A 17,145-nucleotide genomic window follows, 5' to 3' on the forward strand; every position below is an offset into this window, starting at 1 on the left:
CCCGGGTAGCTCAAACCCCGACAGGATTAGCCTTCTCAGGATCAATCTTGTACTGCTTGATAGCCCGGGCAACATCCTTACCGGTCATCTTCCCATCCTTCGCCAGCGCCGCAATCGCGGCATGCGCGATGTAGTACCGGTCGACTTCAAAGAAGCGACGCAGGTTCGCACGGGTGTCCGAACGACCGAAGCCATCGGTACCCAGCACGGTGAACGTAGCCGGCACGAACGCGCGGATCTGGTCCGCATACGCACGCACGTAGTCGGTCGCGGCAATCACCGGGCCCTGGCGGTCTTCCAGCAGCTCGGTCACGTACGCCTTGCGCTGGGTGTCTTCCGGGTGCAGGCGGTTCCAACGTTCGGCGTCGAAACCATCGCGGCGCAGTTCGTTGTAGCTCGGGCAGCTCCAGATGTCGGCGGTAACGCCGAAGTCCTTCTCCAGCAGCGCGGCCGCTTCGATGGCTTCGCGCAGGATGGTGCCCGAACCCATCAGCTGCACGCGCAGCTCGCCCTTCTTCGGCTTGCCGGCATCGGTGAGCAGGTACATGCCCTTGATGATGCCTTCGGCCGCGCCTTCCGGCATTTCCGGGTGGGTGTAGTTTTCGTTCATCAGAGTGATGTAGTAGTACTCATCAATCTGGTCTTCCATCATGGCCTTGGTGCCGTGCTGCATGATCACCGTGACTTCGAAACCGAAGGTCGGGTCATAGCTGCGCACGTTCGGAATGCCGCCCGCGGCCAGATGGCTGTGGCCATCTTCGTGCTGCAGGCCTTCACCGTTCAGCGTGGTGCGGCCGGCGGTGCCGCCGAGCAGGAAGCCGCGCGTACGCATGTCGGCGGCCTGCCAGGCAATGTCGCCCACGCGCTGGAAGCCGAACATGCTGTAGTAGATGTAGAACGGCAGCATCGGCACGTTGGAGACCGAGTAGCTGGTACCGGCGGCCATCCAGGAGCTGATGGCGCCCGGCTCGCTGATGCCCTGCTGCAGCACCTGGCCGCTCTGGTCTTCGCGGTAGAACATGAGCTGGTCGGCGTCGACCGGCTTGTACTTCTGGCCGAACGGCGCGTAGATGCCGATCTGGCGGAACAGGCCTTCCATGCCGAAGGTACGGGCTTCGTCGGCCACGATCGGCACGATGTGCGGGCCCAGTTCCTTGTCGCGCAGGGTGATGTTCAGGCTCTGCACGAAGGCCATGGTGGTGGAGTAGCTGCGCTCGCCGCTGCTCTTGAGCAGGCGCTCGTAGGCTTCCAGCTTCGGTGCGTTGAAGCTCTTGGTGGCCTTGCGGCGGCGCTGCGGCAGGTAACCGCCCAGTGCGGCGCGACGCTCCTGCAGGTACTTTACTTCCGGCGAGTCCGGGCCCGGGTGGTAGAACGGCACCTGGCCGTCCTTGAGCTGCTCGTCGGTCACCGGAATGTTGAAGCGGTCGCGGAAGTGGCGCACCGCTTCGTCGTCCAGCTTCTTGGTCTGGTGGGTCGGGTTGAGCGCTTCACCGGCGCTGCCCATGCCGTAGCCCTTGACCGTCTTGGCCAGGATCACGGTGGGCATGCCCTTTGTGTTCACGGCTTCGTGGTAGGCGGCATACACCTTGTGCGGGTCGTGGCCGCCACGGTTGAGGCGCCAGATGTCGTCGTCGGAAAGACCGGCCACCATGGCGGCGGTTTCCGGGTACTTGCCGAAGAAATGCTCGCGCGTGTACGCGCCGCCGAAGGCCTTGCAGTTCTGGTATTCGCCGTCGACGGTTTCCATCATCAGCTTGCGCAGCACACCGTTGGTGTCCTTGGCCAGCAGGGCATCCCAGTAACCGCCCCACAGCAGCTTGATGACGTTCCAGCCGCCGCCACGGAACACGCCTTCCAGTTCCTGGATGATCTTGCCGTTGCCGCGCACCGGACCGTCCAGGCGCTGCAGGTTGCAGTTCACCACGAAGATCAGGTTGTCCAGGCCTTCACGGCCGGCCAGCGCGATGGCGCCGAGGGTTTCCGGCTCGTCGGACTCGCCGTCGCCGATGAAGCACCACACCTTGCGGTCGGACTTTTCGATCAGGCCACGGTTTTCCAGGTAACGCAGGAACTGCGCCTGGTAGATGGCGGCGAGCGGGCCCAGGCCCATGGAGACGGTGGGGGTCTGCCAGTAGTCCGGCATCAGCCACGGGTGCGGGTAGCTGGAAAGGCCACCGCCGTCGACTTCCATGCGGAACTTGTCCAGCTGCTGCTCGTCGATGCGGCCTTCCAGGAAGGAACGCGCATAGATGCCCGGGGCGCTGTGGCCCTGGATGAAGAGCAGGTCGCCGGGGTGGTTGTCGCTGGGGGCCCGCCAGAAGTGGTTGAAGCCCACGTCGTACAGGGTGGCGCCCGAGGCGAAGCTGGCGATGTGGCCGCCCAGGTCGCCCGGCTTGCGGTTGGCGCGCACCACGGTGGCCATGGCGTTCCAGCGGATGATGGAACGAATGCGCCATTCCAGTTCGGCGTTGCCCGGGCTCTTGGCCTCCAGGGTCGGCGCGATGGTGTTCACGTACTCGGTGGTGGGAGAGAACGGCAGGTAAGCACCCGAACGACGGGTCAGTTCCACCATGCCTTCCAACAGCTGATGCGCGCGCTCAGGGCCCTCGACATCAATAACGGCCTTCAGCGACTCGATCCATTCCTGGGTTTCCACAGGATTCGGGTCGTTGTTCAGCACCTCGTTCAACCAGTTCATTAGCGCTCCCATTACCGCACGCACGCGCGCGACTGTTTTAGATTTCTAGCCGCAAAGTGTAGCGCACCAATGGGTTTGCTTACTTCGCTACGGGTGCGTATGGAAGTGCTGGCGTTGTGTCTTCGGGACAAGGTGCGACAGTGGGACGCGGGGTTTTGGGGGATCTGGAGGCGGAATTCGGGCATGAGCGTGGGACATGCGGGACAAGTGTTCCACCTGGGAGACGGAGCGTCACAGGCGTAGAGCGGGGCTCTGCCCCGCTGGCGGGGTCTGCGTGAACGGCAGCGGGGCAGAGCCCCGCTCTACCGGTTGCCTCGGTTGAGCTTTTCGATATATCGTTAGCGCACTTGATTCGATATATCGAAATGACTGCTTCGCGCCCCGCCACCTCCCGCCCGCTCAGCCGCGGCGACCTGCGCCTGCTGGTGCTTTCGCTGCTGGCGGCGCAGCCGCGCCATGGCTATGAGCTGATCAAGGGCATCAGCGAGATGTTCGTGCAGGTGTATACGCCCAGCGCGGGCTCGATCTACCCGGTGCTTTCGCAGTTCGAGGCGGCGGGCTGGGTGAGCGCGCTGGAGGAGGCCGGGCGCAAGCGCTACCAGCTCACGGCGCTGGGCCAGGCCGAGCTGGCGGCGCAGCGCGAGGAGGTTGAAGCGGCGCTGCACCGGGTGCGGCACAGCGCGCGCTCGATCGCCAAGGCCAACCTGCCGCCGGTGGTGCGCGATGCGATGCGCGAGCTGAAACAGGCGCTGGGCGTGCACCACGCGCGGTGGCAGTACGACAACGCCGCTGTGGTGGCCCAGGCATTGAGTGAGGCTGCTGCGCGGATCCGCGCGCAGGGCCGTTGACCCCCACTTCGACCCCGCCCGCTTTCTGCCAGCCAGGTCTTCCCCTCTACGCCGCTGCGGCGGCACTGAAACAGGTATTCCCCCATGGCTCTGCATGAAAGCAAGTTGGTGCGCCACACCGTGAAGTTCCGCCCGCTGCAGGTGCTGCGCACCGAGGAGATCAGCCCGTGCATGCGCCGGGTGGTGATCGGTGGCGAGGCGCTGGAGGGCTTCGATTCGCCCTCGCCCGATGACCACGTGAAGCTTTTCTTCCCGAACGCGGAAGGCCAGTTCGTGGTGCCGACGATGACCCCGGAAGGCCCGCGCTACCCGGAGGGCCAGGCGCCCTCGCCCGCCCGCGACTACACGCCGCGCTGGTGGGACCTGGAAAGCAACGAGCTGGCGATCGACTTCGTGATGCACGGCGACGGCGTGGCCTCGCGCTGGGCGGCCAATGCGCAGCCGGGCGATGCGATTGCGGTGGGTGGGCCGCGTGGCTCGCATATCACCGCCGATGATTTCGACACCTATGTGCTGTTTGGCGATGAGACGGCGCTGCCGGCGATTGGCCGCTGGCTGGAGACGCTGCCGGAGCAGGCGCGGGCGGAGGTGTATATCGAGATTCCGGAGGCGGAGGATCGGCAGGAGCTGCCGGTGGATGAGCGGATTTCGGTGTCATGGCTGGAGCGGAACGGGTTCGATGCGGCCACCAGCACGCTGCTGGAGGACGTGCTGACCGATTTCGAGGAGCCGGAGGGCGACACGTTCTATTGGATCGCCACCGAATCGCGCCGGGCGCGGATGATGCGCAAGTACATCGAAGGGCACCTGGCGGTGCCGAAGGATTGGATCCGCTCCAAGGGGTATTGGAAGGCCCATCCGGAGCATGAGGGGGATTGAGGTCGGGGCCGTGCGACAATCCCGCTTTTCCCCGACTTCCCTACGATGCAACCTGCCTCTCTCCCGGCCCTGGCCGACCTGATCGCGCGCCTGGAGCGCGCCGATCCCGCGCTGGACGCCACCCTGGCCACCGCCGCCCCGCAGGCGACGGTGCCGATGCGCGAGGCGGTGTTGCCGCTGGCCAAGGCGCAGTTGGCGCTGGTGCAGGCCAATGCGGATATCACCCTGGTGGCCGACGAGCTGCGCCGGTACCAGAAGTACGCATTGCCGGGTAAGCCGAGCCTGCAGATCGTGCAGCTGCGCAAGCAGCAGGCCACGGTGAAGCAGGCGGCGTTGATTGCGCGGCAGAACTTCACCCAGGCCACGCACACGTTCCTGCGTGAGAGCGCGTTGGTTGCGCCGGCACGCCGGTTGCCGACCGATTTCGCGAGTGGGTGGTTGGCGAAGATCGCGGCGGTTTGATCCACATCGCATGATCCAAACAAAAATCCCGCCTTTCGGCGGGATTTTTGCGTTTCACATCAAACCAATTACGCGGCCGGCTTTTCGCCGGTGGCTTCGGTGGTGATGCGGATGTTCACTTCGTCGCTGACGTTCGGGGCGTAGGCGCCGACGCCGAAATCGCTGCGCTTGAGGGTGGTGGTGGCGTCGAAACCAGCGGCCGGAACCTTGGCCATCGGGTGCTCGCCGCCGGCGTTGACGGTCACATCGAGGGTCACCGGCTTGGTGATGTCCTTGATGGTCAGGTCGCCGGTGACGGTCAGCTTGTTGGTGCCGGCGGCTTCAACCTTGGTGCTCTTGAAGGTGGCGGCCGGGAACTTGGCGGCGTCGAAGAAATCGGCGCTGCGCAGGTGTTCGTCGAACTTGGCGGTGAAGCTGTTCAGGCCGCTCAGCGGCAGCTTCACTTCCAGGGTGCTCTTGGTCACGTCGGCCGAGTCGTACACCAGGGTGCCTTCAACGTTGCCGAAGTGGGCGGTCGGGTGCGAGAAGCCGAAGTGGCTCCACTGGGCCAGCACGTCGGTGTGGCTCGGGTCGAGCTTGTAGGTGCCCGAAGCGATCTGGATGGCTTCGGCAGCCGGGGCAGCGGCCGGGGCGGCAGCGGCGTCGGCCGGTGCGGTGGCGGCAGCAGCCGGGGTGGCGTCGGCGGCCGGGGCAGCGGTTTCTTCAGCCGGCTTGGAGCAGGCGGCGATGGCCAGGGTCAGGGCCAGCGGCAGGAGCAGTTTGCGGGTAACGGTCATGGCAGATCTCTCTCGCATTCGTAGGGAAAAGGAAAAGTGATGCAACAGCCCGTCCGCACGGACGGGCCAGTCCGGCGGAAACGTTTATTCGATGCGGGCAGCTTCGTCGAAGGCCAGGCGAGGCAGCCGCGGGAACAGGCCCGAAGAATCACCGTAACCCAGATTGACCAGGAAATTCGACTTGATGGTGGTGCCCTTGAAGAAGGCCTCGTCCACCTTGGCCGGGTCGAAGCCGCTCATCGGGCCGGCGTCCAGGCCCAGCGCGCGGGCGGCCAGGATCAGGTAGGCGCCCTGCAGGCTGCCGTTGCGGAACGCGGACTCGCGGCGGCCTTCACGCGGGCCTTCGAACCAGGCCTTGGCGTCGGTGTGCGGGAACAGGTACGGCAGCTTTTCGTGGAAGTCTTCGTCGAAACCGATGATGACGGTGACCGGGGCGGCCAGGGTCTTGTCATGGTTGCCTTCGGACAGCGCCGGGGCCAGCTTGGCCTTGGCTTCGGCCGACTTCACGAACACGAAACGCGCCGGGCTCGAGTTGGCGGCCGTGGGGCCCCACTTCACCAGTTCGTACAGGGCCTTGAGCTGGCTGTCTTCCACCGGCTTGTCGAGGAAGGCATTCTGGGTACGGGCGGTACGGAACAACTGGTCGAGCGCTGCATCGTTGAGCACGTTGGACATGAAGCCTCCGGAAACACGGATGAAGAAGGAATCCCGCTGGCCGTGCGCTACCTTTTACAGAGCGCCGCGCGGTCGGCGAAGGCTGGCAGTGTAGAGTGTCGCGACTGTTGCAACACCCAGCTTGGCTGAAACGAATTAATGCCACACGTGAAACGATGGAGTCCTCCCTGGACGATCACTGACGGCCGTGCCGGCAATGTGCGGCAGGCGGTGGCGCTGGCCACGGCACTGAAGCTGGGGGCCCACCGGCCGCTGGTGCTGGAGCCGCGCGCGCCGTGGAAATGGGTGGCGCCGCGCTGGTTGCCGGGGATGGCCGGTGGCTATGGCGAGGCATTTGCGACATTGGCTGCGCAGCCGCCGGAGCTGGCGGTGGGCTGTGGCCGGCAGGCGGCCGGGGCGCTGCGAGAACTGCGCCGGCGCGGCAGCAAGGTGGTGCAGATATTGGACCCGCGCCTGGGCACGCGCCATTGGGACCTGCTGGTGGTGCCCGAACACGACCGCCTGCGCGGCAGCAATGTGCTGACGTTGCTGGGGAGCTTGAACCCGGTGGATGACGAGTGGCTCAGCGTGGGGCGTGCGGCGTTTGCGAGCTTCGGCGAACTGCCCGGGCCGCGTACCGCGCTGTTGGTGGGTGGGCCGACCCCGCATGCGCCGTGGCATGAGCCGGACATGGTGAAGGTGTTCCAGCAGGTGGCTGGGCAGTTGCGTGAGGAAGGCGGCAGTTTGCTGGCGACTACGTCGCGGCGTACCCCGCCGGCGTTGGTGGGGGCGCTGCGCAGCGCGTTCGCCGATGTGCCCGGGGTGATCTGGGGCGACGGCGGCGACGGGGTGAACCCGTACGCGGGGCTGCTGGGCTGGGCGGACCGGGTGGTGGTATCGCCGGATTCGGTGAACCTGCTGTCTGAAGCCTGCGGCACGCGGTTGCCGGTGGCGGTGGCGCTGGAAAAGCAGGCGCAGGGGCGGATGGTGACGTTCCAGCAGGCGCTGCATGCGCGTGGGCGGTTGCAGTCGCGGTGGTTGGATTGGGACACGCCCGGGGCAATTGAACCGCTGCGTGAGACCGCGCGGGTGGCGGCGCAGGTGAAGGCGGCATTGGGTATCCCGGCTTAACGGCGCGCGTGGGTTGGGTACCTTCGGTGGTGGGTTGCCGTTATGTTCGGGGCTCACCAGGGAAGGAGCGTGCGTATGCGTAGTGCTGTATTGATCTTGATGGGCGCGATGTTGGCGGGGTGTTCGAGCATGCCGACCGGGCAGGACGCGGTATCGTGGAGCTGCCACAAGGAGCTGACCGCGTACCGCAACCAGCCGCCGCGTACGGACCAGCAGAAGAAGGAACACTGGCCGCCGGAGAACGAGCCCGCACCCGTGAGTGATGCCTGCGCGCGCGAGCTGAGCCGTTAACGGCAGGAGCGGCCGATTGCAGATCGCGCCGAACCCGGCAATCACCGGACTTATCGGACGTCTCGATACCGGCACCGGATTTATCGGACATCTCGATACCGGTAGTGCCGACCGCTGGTCGGCAAAATGCCAGACGAAGCTATGATGCGTCAGCGGCACAAGCCGCAGGAGACCCCCACGCATGGATGTGCCCCGCCCCGCTTCACCCCGCTGGTCCGCCGCGCTGCTGTTCACCGCGTTGATGTTGGCCGTCCCCGCCGCCCACGCCCAGTCCCAACACGAATGCGTGGAGCGCCACCCTACCCCAGCCTCGCTGGCGGCGATGTTCGACGTCGCGCTTCGCGCCGATGAGGCGCTGGAAGCGCTGGACGACGTAGACGTGGTCATCCTCGCGCGCGGCGGGCAGGACCTCAGCAAATACGGCCTGCGCCACAGCCACCTGGCTTTCGCAGTGCGCGAAGACGATGGCAGCTGGCGCACGGTGCACCTGCTCAACCACTGCAAGGCGTCGCAGTCCACGCTGTTCCGCGAAGGGCTGAGTAACTTCATCGGCGAAACCGGCACGCACACCGACCTGCGTGTGGGCGTACCCACGCCGGCGCTGCGCGCGGCGTTGAAGACAATGCTCACGGCACCGGGCATCCAGGCCAAGGCGCTGCACGAGCCGCGCTACAGCGTGGTGGCCTACCCCTTCAGCGACGAGTACCAGAACTCCAACCAGTGGGTGCTGGAGGTGCTGGCAGCCGCGATTGCGCAGTCGCGCGACGGCACGCTGCTGGTGCGCCGTGCGCAGGTGCAGATGTGGTTGAAGGAACAGATGTATGAGCCGAGCTCGCTGCACATCGGCGTGGGCAAGCGGCTGGGTGCGCGCTTCTTTGCGGCCAATGCCGCCACCACCGACCATCCCGCAAGTGAGCGGATTTCCGGGAATTATTCGGTAGTGACGGTGGAATCGGTGTTCGACTTCCTGCAGAAGCGTAAGGTGCTGGCGCAGGAACTGAGCGTGGCGCACGTGCCGGTGGCAGGGATGTCGGCACCGAAGCCGCAGTGACTTTTTGCGGTACCGGCACATGGCCGGTGCTGCCTATGCAGAAGGAGTTGGCATGAAGAGTTCTTCGATTCTGGCGATGGCACTGGCCCTCGCCATTGCAGCACCGGCGGCAGCAGAGCCGGAATTCACCGCCAGCGAGACCGCGAGCAGCGTGGCAGTGCTGGGCTCCTACGCGAGCGTGGTGGTGATTACCGCACCGATCTGGCTGACGGTGGCCGGGTTCAAGGCCTCGGCCGAGGGCTCGGAGCGGCGCAGCGCGGCCAAGCGCGAAGGCGCTGGCAAGCAGGGCAAGGCCGGTCCACTGCCGCCGTTGACGGTTGAGAAGGTGGAACAGCAGCCCGACGGCGGCTGCAAGGTCTCGCTGAAGAACCCGGAGGCCCCCAATGACCTGGCCGTGGTGCAGTGGCCGGCGCGTGCGGACACTGCTACGCCAGCGGTGAAACAGGGCGACGTGCTGGCCTTCACCCCCACCGAGACCGGCGCCGGCTGGATGGTGGCCGACGCCAAGGGCGCGGCGCTGGCGTTCATGCCGACCACCGATGCGGCGGCTAGCAACCTGAGCGAACGCTGGTGACTGAACGGCTGCGGGGTGGCTGCGGCCGCCCCGAGCCGGGATAATCCGCCGCTTCCCTGTCTACCCCACTGGTTCGCCATGACCGCGCGCCCTGCAATCGTGTTCGCCCCGTTGACCGCCCGCTCGCTGCTGCTGGCGGTGCTGGCCATGGGCGCGGTGGTGCTGGGCTCGAACGTGCTGGTGCAGTACCCGATCAACGACTGGCTGACCTGGGGCGCCTTCAGCTACCCGGTGGCGTTCCTGGTGAGCAACCTGATCAACCGCCGGTTTGGGCCGGCTGCGGCGCGGCGGGTGGCGTGGGCGGGGTTTGCGCTGGCGGTGGTGCTGAGTTTCTGGATCGCCACGCCGCGTATTGCGGTGGCGTCGTGCCTGGCGTTCATTGCGGCGCAGCTGTTGGATATCACCGTGTTCGACCGGCTGCGCCGTGGGCATTGGTGGCGGGCGCCGATGGTGGCGACGACGTGCAGCGCCACGTTGGATACGACCATTTTCTGGAGCATCGCGTTTGCCGGGTCCAGCCTGCCGTGGGTGAGTTGGGCGGCGGGCGATCTGGCGGTGAAGCTGGCGATCGGCGTGTTCCTGCTGGCGCCGTTCCGCGCGTTGTTGTGGAAGATGGCGCCGCGGGTGGCGTGACGGACTCGCGCATGGCCGATTCGCCGGTTCTGGGCACCCGGAAAATCTGGAATTCCGGAAATTATCGGTAGGGTCGCACCCCAGTCGACCGCACGGACGTTGTCCACATCCGGGAAGGCATGACCTGCGAACGGAGGCGCGGTTCCGATTCTGGGTTCATGCGTTACAGAACCCGGCACCATTATCGGCGGTCGTTTGGGAACCGACCCTACCAATGCGTGCGTCGGCATGTCATTGCATCGGTTCCGCCCAATGCATGCGTCGGCATGTCATTGCGTCGGTGCCATCCCGTGCATACACCGGCGCGTCATTGCGCCGGTGCTGGTCCGAACGGCAATTCCGCTGCTTCGCACGCGGCTGTAATCACCCGCTGCGCTTCTTCCAACGCCGGCGTGGGGACCGCCAACCTCGGCCTTCGATCCAGCGTGCAGGCCAAACCTACATCCAGCAGCGCGGCATGCGCTTCATGCAAGGCCTCGCTTGTGCCGCCGGGCAACCAGGCTATCGCTGCCAGCGCGTCGATCAGGCTGGGCGTGTCGCGCGGTTCCAGCACCTGCGGGTTGCTGCCGGCGCTGTCGAGCACGCCGGTCTGCAGCAGGAACTCAAGGTCGACAATGCCGCCTGCGCCCTGTTTCAAATCCCAGCGCGCGGCGTCGCTGCGGTCCAGTTCGGTGCGCATGCGGCCGCGCATCTTCACCACGTCTGCGTACAGCACGTCGCGCTCGCGCGGACGCGCCAACGTGGCGGCGCGAATCTGTTCGAAGTCGCTGAGCAGGCTGGCGTCGCCGGCGATGCCGCGTGCGCGCACCAGTGCCTGGTGCTCCCAGGTCCAGGCGCGCTCGCGCTGGTATTCGGTGTAGCTGGCCAGCGAGGACACCAGCGAGCCCTTGCCGCCGTCCGGGCGCAGGCGCACGTCGATGTCGTACAGCCGACCAGCAGCGGTGACCGCGCCGAGCAATGCCATCACCTTCTGCGCCAGCCGCGCGTACCAGCGGCCCGGGTCGAGCGGGCGCGCGCCGTTGCTGCTGTCCTGGTCGGACGGGTGGTCGTGCAGGAACACCAGGTCGAGATCGGAACCAAAGCCCAGTTCGAGACCGCCCAGGCTGCCGTAACCGATGATGGCGAACCGCCCGCCCGGCACTTCGCCGTGCGCGCGGCGCATGTCGGCGTCGGCCATGGCGAGGGCGGTGACGACCACGGCCTGCGCAAGCTGGGCCAGTTCGCGGGTGCTGTCCACGGCGCGCTGGCGGCCGTCCAGTGCGGCCAAAGCCATGCGGAAGCTGAGTGCGAGGCGGGTTTCGTTGAGGATGCGCAGCGCGGCTTCGGGGTCGTCCACGGCCAGCGCGGCATCGCACTCGGCCTGCATGGCTTCGGCGTCTGGCATCGGGCCGGACACGCGCACGTCGAGCAGTTCGTCCAGTAGCAGCGGGTAGGCGGCGATGCGCTCGGCCAGCAGCGCGCTGCGGGCGAGCACGTCGACCAGCCGGGCCAGCGCGCTTGGCTGTTCGTCGAGCAGGGCGAGGTAGCTGGTGCGGCGCAGGACCGCCTGCAGCAGGCCGAGCACGCGCTTGAGCGCGGCATCGGGTTGCGGCGAGCGGGTGGCGGCGTGCAGTAGTGCAGGCAGCACGCGGTCCAGGCGCGCGCGGGCGCTGTCGGAGAGCGACTTCACGCCGAGCGATTGGGCGAAGTCGCGCAGGGACTGGTCGGCGCCGGTGGGGTCGTGGAAGCCAGCTTCGGCCAGTACTTCGGCGCTGCCGTTGTCGGGCAGACCGCGCCAGTAATTGGCCAGTGAGTCCGGCGCGGCCTGGCCGGCGCGCGGGGCGAGCAGTGCGCCGAACTCGGTGCTGACGCGGTCGCGCTGTACGTCGAGCGCAGCGACCAATGCGTCCCAGTCGGCGTAGCCGAGGCCACAGGCGATGCGCAGGCGATCGGTGGGGTCGGTGGGCAGCGCGTGGGTCTGGGCGTCGCGCAGCATCTGCAGGCGGTTTTCCAGCCGGCGCAGGAAGCCGTAGGCGTGCAGCAGGTCTTCACCGTCCTGGGGGGCCATCTGGCCGCAGGCGACCAGCGCGGGCAATGCGTGCAGCAGGCGTCGCTCGCGCAGGCTGGCTTCGCGGCCGCCGCGGATGAGCTGCAGGGCCTGGGCCAGGAATTCGATTTCGCGGATGCCGCCGGGGCCGCGCTTGATGTCGTCGAACATGTCGCGGCGCGAGACCTCGGCGGTGATCGCCGCTTTCATTTCTCGCAGGCCGTCGAGCGCGGTGAAGTCGAGGTAGCGGCGGTACACGAACGGGCGCAGGGTCTGCAGCCAGGCTTCGCCGGCGGCGATGTCGCCGGCCACGGCGCGCGCCTTGAGCCAGGCGTAGCGTTCCCAGTCGCGGCCTTCGCGCTGGAAGTACTGGTCCATGCCGGCGAACGAGAGCGCAACGCGGCCGGCGCTGCCGAACGGGCGGAGGCGCAGGTCGACGCGGTGGCTGAAGCCGTCGACGGTGGTTTCGTCGAGCAGGCGCGCGAGGCGCTGGCCGAGCCGGGCGAAGTATTCCTCGGCGGCGAGCGGGCGCGGGCCGTCGGATTCGCCGCCCTGGGGATAGGCGTAGACCAGGTCGACGTCGGAGCTGAAGTTGAGTTCGCCGCCGCCGAGCTTGCCGAGGCCGAACACCACCAGTTGCTGGGCGCTGCCGTCCGGCGCGCGGACCACGCCGTGGCGGGTGGCGAATTCCTGCTCGAGCGCGGCCAGGGCCAGGGCTAGGCATTCCTCGGCCAGGCGGGTGGCGCCGGCCAGGGTGGCGGGGACGTCGTCCAGGCCTTCGAGGTCGCGCCAGATGAGGCGCGTGGAGCAGGCGGTGCGGTAACGGCGCAGGCGGACCGGCCAGTCGGCAGGTTGCTGGGGATCCAGTTCCGGGAGCGGCAGCGGCGGGCAGTCGTTTTGGGTCAGATGCGACAGAAGTGCGGGTTGCCGGCACAGGGTGTCGATGGCGAAGTCGCTGGTGATGGCCAGCAGCCGGAGCTGGGCCAGCACGGATTCCGGTGGCGGCCAGGAACCTGAGTCGTTCAGGCTGAGCGCAAGGCGGGCGAGCGCGCGGTCGACCAGGGGGACGAGGGCGGCGGGGACGGCATCGGCGGGGATCGGCATGCAGGGATTATGCATGGGGCCGTGGTCGTGTCGGACGGTGACCCGTTCCGTGGGACACGCATGGCGTGTCGCTACGCGTTGCGGCGATCCGGGATACCCGGCTGCCGCGTAGTGACACGCCATGCGTGTCCCCGCGGTGCCGGCCCCGGGCGCCATCCCCAAATCTCAGGCAATAAAAAGCCCGCTAACAGCGAACTGTCAGCGGGCTCTGCTCCCTCCCCCACGTCGGGATGCAGGGCGATCTTCTAGGCTCCGCGAATAACTTGCACGCTGCACTGCAAAACAATACTCATGGGTACAGAAGCCCCCATTTACCTGAATAGCACCTCACATAACCCGGGAACACCATTCCACCTTGGTCGCAGCCGGGAGCCCGGTGCGATGGCGGATAATGAACTCCCCCACGAAATACCTGGTCGTCATGTCCGTTGATCGCATTGCCAACGCGCGTCTGCGCGATCGCGTCGTATCTGCCGAAGCCGCCGCCGCGCTGATCCAGCCCGGCGAAACGGTGGCCATGAGCGGTTTCACCGGCTCGGGCTACCCCAAGGCGGTGCCGGTGGCGCTGGCGCAGCGTATCGAGGCGTTCCACGCCGACAACCTGCCCTTCCAGATCAGCCTGATGACCGGCGCGTCCACCGCCCCGGAACTGGACGGCGCGCTGGCCAAGGCCGATGGCATCGCGATGCGCATGCCGTTCCAGAGCGACCCGGATGCGCGCAACCGCATCAATGCCGGGCTGCTCGATTACATCGACATCCACCTCAGCCACGTGGCCCAGCATGTGTGGTTCGGGTTCTATGGCGAAATCGATACGGCGGTGATCGAGGTTTCGGCGATCCGTGAAGACGGTTCGCTGGTGCCTTCCACCTCGGTGGGCAACAACAAGACCTGGCTGGACCTGGCCAAGAAAGTGATCGTCGAGGTCAATGACTGGCAGCCGGCCGGCGTGGACGGCATGCACGACATTTACTACGGCACCGCACTGCCGCCGCACCGCAAGCCGATTCCGCTGGTGCACGGCAACGACCGCATCGGCGAGACCTCGCTGCGCTGCGATCCGGACAAGATCGTCGCGGTGGTGCGCACCAACGGGCCGGACCGCAACAGCCCGTTCAGTCCGATCGATACCACCAGCGAGCAGATTGCCGCGCACCTGATCGACTTCCTGAAACACGAAGTGGCGCGTGGTCGCCTGCCGGGCAACCTGCTGCCGCTGCAGAGCGGCGTGGGCAATATTCCGAACGCGGTGCTGGCGGGGCTGGGCAAGAGCGGGTTCCGCGACCTGAGCGCGTTCACCGAGGTGATCCAGGACGGCATGCTGGACCTGCTGCGCGACGGGGTGCTGAGCTATGCCTCGTGCACCGGGTTCGCGCTGAGCCCGCAGGCCAATGAGACGTTCAAGGAGAACATCGATTTCTACCGCGAGCGCATCATCATGCGCACGCAGGAGATCTCGAACCATCCGGAGCTGGTGCGCCGCCTGGGCTGCATCGGCATGAACGGGATGATCGAGGTGGACCTGTACGGCAACGTCAACTCCACCCACGTGATGGGCACGCGGATCATGAACGGCATTGGCGGTTCGGGTGACTTCGCGCGTAACGGGTTCCTTTCTGCGTTCCTGAGCCCCTCCACGGCGAAGAACGGCACCATTTCGGCGATCGTGCCGATGGTGAGCCATGTGGACCACACCGAACACGATGTGTCGGTGATCGTGACCGAGCAGGGGTTGGCGGATCTGCGCGGGTTGACGCCGCGCAAGCGCGCGCGGGTGGTGATCGACAACTGCGCGCACCCGGAGTTCCGCGACCAGTTGAACGATTATTTCGAGCGTGCGAGCCGCGATAGTTACGGCAAGCACACCCCGCACCTGTTGCCGGAAGCGTTGTCGTGGCACCAGCGGTGGCTGGATACCGGTTCGATGAAGGTTTGATGTGATGCAACGAAAAACGCCGGGAATTCCCGGCGTTTTTTTGTTCCGCGCGATCGGTCAACCGACGCGCAAGCTGTCCAACGATTCCTGCTGCAGGCGTTCGTAGATGGCGAACTCGTCTTCCACCTGCATGCCCAGCGCTTTCTCGAATGCATCGCGGTTGGAATGCGCGGCATACGCACGCTGCTCTTCGCCGCCCAGGTTCGACTGGAAAATACCTGCGGCACTGACCGGCAGGAAATCTTCGTAGACGATCGGGTCGGCACTGGCCAGGCCGGCGCTGACCAGCGCTTCGGCCGGCAGGTCGGCCACCGCGGCGCGGTCGTTGCGGCCGGCTTCGGTGAGCGCGTAGCGGTAGTAGCCCAGCCCCTCACGGCGCAGGGTGTCGTGGTCGTCCGGGAAGCCGGTAAATGCTGCGGCCAGCCGGGTGGAGTAATCCTGCCCGGTACTGCCAGCGCCACCGGCGTCGCGCGCCTGCGCCAGCAACTGGTCGTACAGCGCGCGGCCCTTGGGGGTGAGGGCAAGGCCGCGCTGTTCGATCTCGCCGAAGCGCGCGGTATGGGTGCCGGCGTCACCGCCCTCGCCGTCCGGGAAGTTCACGGTTTCCTCGAGCGCCTTGAAACTGGTCTGGCGCAGCAGGATCGGGCAGCGGCGCGGCGGCGGGCCTTCGACCACGGCCTTGGCGTCGATGCCACGGGCGAGCATGCCGGCCTGGGCGGCGTCGATGTCCAGCGTGCGCGGGGTGAGGTGGTTGATATGCGGGCCCCGGAAGCTGACCACGTCGGCCACCAAGCGGTGCGCGTTGCTCAGCGCCTGGTAGGTGGACAGCGAGACGGTCGCGTCGCTGTGCCAGCGGAAGGTTTCCAGCGCGGCGAGGACGAAGCGGCGGGCGTCGTTCTGGTCCAGGCCGCCTTCGCGTTCGGCCTGATCGATCAGGGCCAGCGCTTCGTCGGTGAAGATGCGGCGGCGCGCGAGGATGCGCGCGGACTCTTCGCGCAGGGCGGGGTCTTCGATCAGCTCCAGCCGCAGCAGCGAGGTGAACACGCGGAACGGGTTGGCGGCCAGAGCAGGCGCGCTGCGCGGGCGGAAGGCGGTGGAATGCACGGGCACGCCGGCGACGGAAAGGTCGTAGTAGCCGATCGGGTGCATGCCCATCACCGCAAACAGGCGGCCCAAGGTGGCGAGTTCTTCGGCGGTGCCGACGCGGATGGCGCCGTGGCGTTCCTGGGCGAGGCGGGCGCGTTCGTCATTGCGCTCGAGCTGCTCGGCCAGCGCCGGGTTGTCGGTGAGGACCGCGTCGTTGATCTCGGCCACCAGGTCGACCAAGGTGCCGTACAGCGGCACTTCGGTGCGGTACATGGTGGACATGGCCTGGGCGAACAGGCTGCGGATATCGTCGGGTGAAACGAAACGGTCGGCGCTCATTACGTACTCGGCAACGGATCACGGGGGAAACAGCAATTCCGTATTGTCGCGCAGGCCCGGGGGATCGGGCGAGGTGCAGAGCAGCATTGGGGCGCCAGGCAGTCAGCGCGCGCGTTTGATTTCGGCGTTGGCAGCCGCACGATCGCGCTGGGCGCGGTCGCCGAGCTGGCTTTTCAGGGTGGCGTCCAGGGTGACCGGGCGATCCCAGTGGTCGTGGCTGGCGACGATGGCGTGGCGCAGGGTGCGCCAGTGCTGGTTGGTGGGCTTCGTAGGCAGGCTGGCGACGACGTCGGCCCAGCGCTTGGGCTCGCCCTCTTCCGGTACGGCGCGCGACCAGGCCTTTACGCTGTCGCGGCAGGAATGCTCGATGGCCTTGGCCCAGAAGCAGGCGAAGTAGATGTCGCCGGCCTGCCAGTTGTGGGTGTAGAACAGCGCGGCGACGTAGTCGCGCGACACGCCGGCGTAACGCGCGACCTCGTCGAGGAAACTCTCGGGGTAGCGCTCGGCGTAGTAGTTGATGTCCTGCAGCTGGGTGTCCACCCACGTATCGCCCGTGTCGACGCGATACGCGGCGGATTCGTCTGCGCTCTGCTGCGCGGCGGCCAGCAACGGCAGCCACAGCAGCAGTGCAACCAGCAGCGGGCGCAGGCGCTTCAC

The 17,145-nt window shown here is 66.9% G+C and carries 15 protein-coding genes; 9 read left to right on the forward strand and 6 right to left on the reverse strand.

The genetic code is table 11. The features are described 5' to 3' along the window. Positions 1-10 precede the first annotated feature (10 nt). Entirely contained in the window at positions 11-2,698 is a 2,688-nt protein-coding gene (aceE, locus tag C2U58_RS15105) for a pyruvate dehydrogenase (acetyl-transferring), homodimeric type (RefSeq protein WP_102946599.1), read from the reverse strand. Between the two features lie 365 nt (positions 2,699-3,063). On the opposite strand from aceE, the gene C2U58_RS15110 reads away from it, so the two are divergent. The 3 genes from C2U58_RS15110 (at position 3,064) to C2U58_RS15120 (ending at position 4,887) form a co-directional block, all read left to right on the forward strand. Beyond that, positions 3,064-3,546 carry a PadR family transcriptional regulator gene (locus C2U58_RS15110; protein ID WP_102946600.1) on the forward strand — a complete coding sequence of 161 codons (483 nt, stop codon included), beginning with the start codon at positions 3,064-3,066 and terminating at the stop codon, positions 3,544-3,546. Between the two features lie 84 nt (positions 3,547-3,630). Continuing rightward, positions 3,631-4,425, forward strand: a complete 795-nt coding sequence (locus C2U58_RS15115) for a siderophore-interacting protein (protein ID WP_102946601.1) — start codon at positions 3,631-3,633, stop codon at positions 4,423-4,425. Positions 4,426-4,470: 45 nt separating this feature from the next. Then, the gene (locus tag C2U58_RS15120; protein WP_102946602.1) at positions 4,471-4,887 is read left to right on the forward strand and encodes a hypothetical protein; all 417 of its coding nucleotides are present in this window, start codon (positions 4,471-4,473) and stop codon (positions 4,885-4,887) included. Between the two features lie 68 nt (positions 4,888-4,955). Here C2U58_RS15120 and C2U58_RS15125 read toward each other — a convergent pair whose 3' ends face one another. Then, entirely contained in the window at positions 4,956-5,663 is a 708-nt protein-coding gene (locus tag C2U58_RS15125) for a YceI family protein (RefSeq protein WP_102946603.1), read from the reverse strand. A gap of 84 nt (positions 5,664-5,747) precedes the next feature. Then, a complete protein-coding gene (locus C2U58_RS15130) occupies positions 5,748-6,338 on the reverse strand; it encodes a malonic semialdehyde reductase (protein WP_102946604.1) in 591 nt (196 codons plus the stop codon). 138 nt (positions 6,339-6,476) lie between these two features. Between C2U58_RS15130 and C2U58_RS15135 the strand changes: the two genes are divergently transcribed. The 5 genes from C2U58_RS15135 to C2U58_RS15150 all read left to right on the forward strand — a co-directional run bounded on the left by C2U58_RS15135 (position 6,477) and on the right by C2U58_RS15150 (position 9,997). Further along, entirely contained in the window at positions 6,477-7,448 is a 972-nt protein-coding gene (locus C2U58_RS15135; RefSeq protein WP_102946605.1) for a mitochondrial fission ELM1 family protein, read from the forward strand. 75 nt (positions 7,449-7,523) lie between these two features. Further along, positions 7,524-7,739 carry a hypothetical protein gene (locus C2U58_RS19875; RefSeq protein WP_146033477.1) on the forward strand — a complete coding sequence of 72 codons (216 nt, stop codon included), beginning with the start codon at positions 7,524-7,526 and terminating at the stop codon, positions 7,737-7,739. A gap of 241 nt (positions 7,740-7,980) precedes the next feature. After that, positions 7,981-8,790: a DUF2145 domain-containing protein gene (locus C2U58_RS15140; RefSeq protein ID WP_253256756.1), complete on the forward strand. Its 810-nt coding sequence runs from the start codon at positions 7,981-7,983 to the stop codon at positions 8,788-8,790. Positions 8,791-8,842: 52 nt separating this feature from the next. Further along, positions 8,843-9,364 carry a hypothetical protein gene (locus tag C2U58_RS15145; RefSeq protein WP_253256751.1) on the forward strand — a complete coding sequence of 174 codons (522 nt, stop codon included), beginning with the start codon at positions 8,843-8,845 and terminating at the stop codon, positions 9,362-9,364. Positions 9,365-9,442: 78 nt separating this feature from the next. Further along, positions 9,443-9,997 (forward strand): queuosine precursor transporter, encoded by a 555-nt coding sequence (locus tag C2U58_RS15150; RefSeq protein WP_070209397.1) that lies wholly within the window; start codon positions 9,443-9,445, stop codon positions 9,995-9,997. Positions 9,998-10,304: 307 nt separating this feature from the next. Here C2U58_RS15150 and glnE read toward each other — a convergent pair whose 3' ends face one another. Then, on the reverse strand, positions 10,305-13,127 hold the full coding sequence (gene glnE, locus C2U58_RS15155) for a bifunctional [glutamate--ammonia ligase]-adenylyl-L-tyrosine phosphorylase/[glutamate--ammonia-ligase] adenylyltransferase (protein WP_102946607.1): 2,823 nt from the start codon (positions 13,125-13,127) through the stop codon (positions 10,305-10,307). A gap of 421 nt (positions 13,128-13,548) precedes the next feature. Here glnE and C2U58_RS15160 point away from each other — a divergent pair, with 421 nt between their 5' ends. Beyond that, entirely contained in the window at positions 13,549-15,063 is a 1,515-nt protein-coding gene (locus C2U58_RS15160) for an acetyl-CoA hydrolase/transferase family protein (protein WP_102946608.1), read from the forward strand. A 57-nt stretch (positions 15,064-15,120) separates the two neighbouring features. On the opposite strand, the gene C2U58_RS15165 is transcribed toward C2U58_RS15160, so the two are convergent. Beyond that, positions 15,121-16,488 (reverse strand): VOC family protein, encoded by a 1,368-nt coding sequence (locus C2U58_RS15165; protein ID WP_102946609.1) that lies wholly within the window; start codon positions 16,486-16,488, stop codon positions 15,121-15,123. Between the two features lie 102 nt (positions 16,489-16,590). Further along, complete coding sequence (locus C2U58_RS15170) at positions 16,591-17,145, reverse strand: hypothetical protein (RefSeq protein WP_102946610.1); 555 nt, start codon at positions 17,143-17,145, stop codon at positions 16,591-16,593.

The sequence above is a fragment of the Stenotrophomonas sp. VV52 genome (assembly GCF_002893095.1).
GTDB classification, from domain to species: Bacteria; Pseudomonadota; Gammaproteobacteria; order Xanthomonadales; family Xanthomonadaceae; genus Stenotrophomonas; species Stenotrophomonas aracearum.

What these genes read in the sequence shown, in the direction of transcription:
- aceE (WP_102946599.1), bottom strand. Translation starts at nt 2,698, where the DNA reads ATGAACTGGTTGAACGAGGTGCTGAACAACGACCCGAATCCTGTGGAA.
- C2U58_RS15110 (WP_102946600.1), top strand. Translation starts at nt 3,064, where the DNA reads ATGACTGCTTCGCGCCCCGCCACCTCCCGCCCGCTCAGCCGCGGCGAC.
- C2U58_RS15115 (WP_102946601.1), top strand. Translation starts at nt 3,631, where the DNA reads ATGGCTCTGCATGAAAGCAAGTTGGTGCGCCACACCGTGAAGTTCCGC.
- C2U58_RS15120 (WP_102946602.1), top strand. Translation starts at nt 4,471, where the DNA reads ATGCAACCTGCCTCTCTCCCGGCCCTGGCCGACCTGATCGCGCGCCTG.
- C2U58_RS15125 (WP_102946603.1), bottom strand. Translation starts at nt 5,663, where the DNA reads ATGACCGTTACCCGCAAACTGCTCCTGCCGCTGGCCCTGACCCTGGCC.
- C2U58_RS15130 (WP_102946604.1), bottom strand. Translation starts at nt 6,338, where the DNA reads ATGTCCAACGTGCTCAACGATGCAGCGCTCGACCAGTTGTTCCGTACC.
- C2U58_RS15135 (WP_102946605.1), top strand. Translation starts at nt 6,477, where the DNA reads ATGCCACACGTGAAACGATGGAGTCCTCCCTGGACGATCACTGACGGC.
- C2U58_RS19875 (WP_146033477.1), top strand. Translation starts at nt 7,524, where the DNA reads ATGCGTAGTGCTGTATTGATCTTGATGGGCGCGATGTTGGCGGGGTGT.
- C2U58_RS15140 (WP_253256756.1), top strand. Translation starts at nt 7,981, where the DNA reads ATGTTGGCCGTCCCCGCCGCCCACGCCCAGTCCCAACACGAATGCGTG.
- C2U58_RS15145 (WP_253256751.1), top strand. Translation starts at nt 8,843, where the DNA reads ATGAAGAGTTCTTCGATTCTGGCGATGGCACTGGCCCTCGCCATTGCA.
- C2U58_RS15150 (WP_070209397.1), top strand. Translation starts at nt 9,443, where the DNA reads ATGACCGCGCGCCCTGCAATCGTGTTCGCCCCGTTGACCGCCCGCTCG.
- glnE (WP_102946607.1), bottom strand. Translation starts at nt 13,127, where the DNA reads ATGCCGATCCCCGCCGATGCCGTCCCCGCCGCCCTCGTCCCCCTGGTC.
- C2U58_RS15160 (WP_102946608.1), top strand. Translation starts at nt 13,549, where the DNA reads ATGTCCGTTGATCGCATTGCCAACGCGCGTCTGCGCGATCGCGTCGTA.
- C2U58_RS15165 (WP_102946609.1), bottom strand. Translation starts at nt 16,488, where the DNA reads ATGAGCGCCGACCGTTTCGTTTCACCCGACGATATCCGCAGCCTGTTC.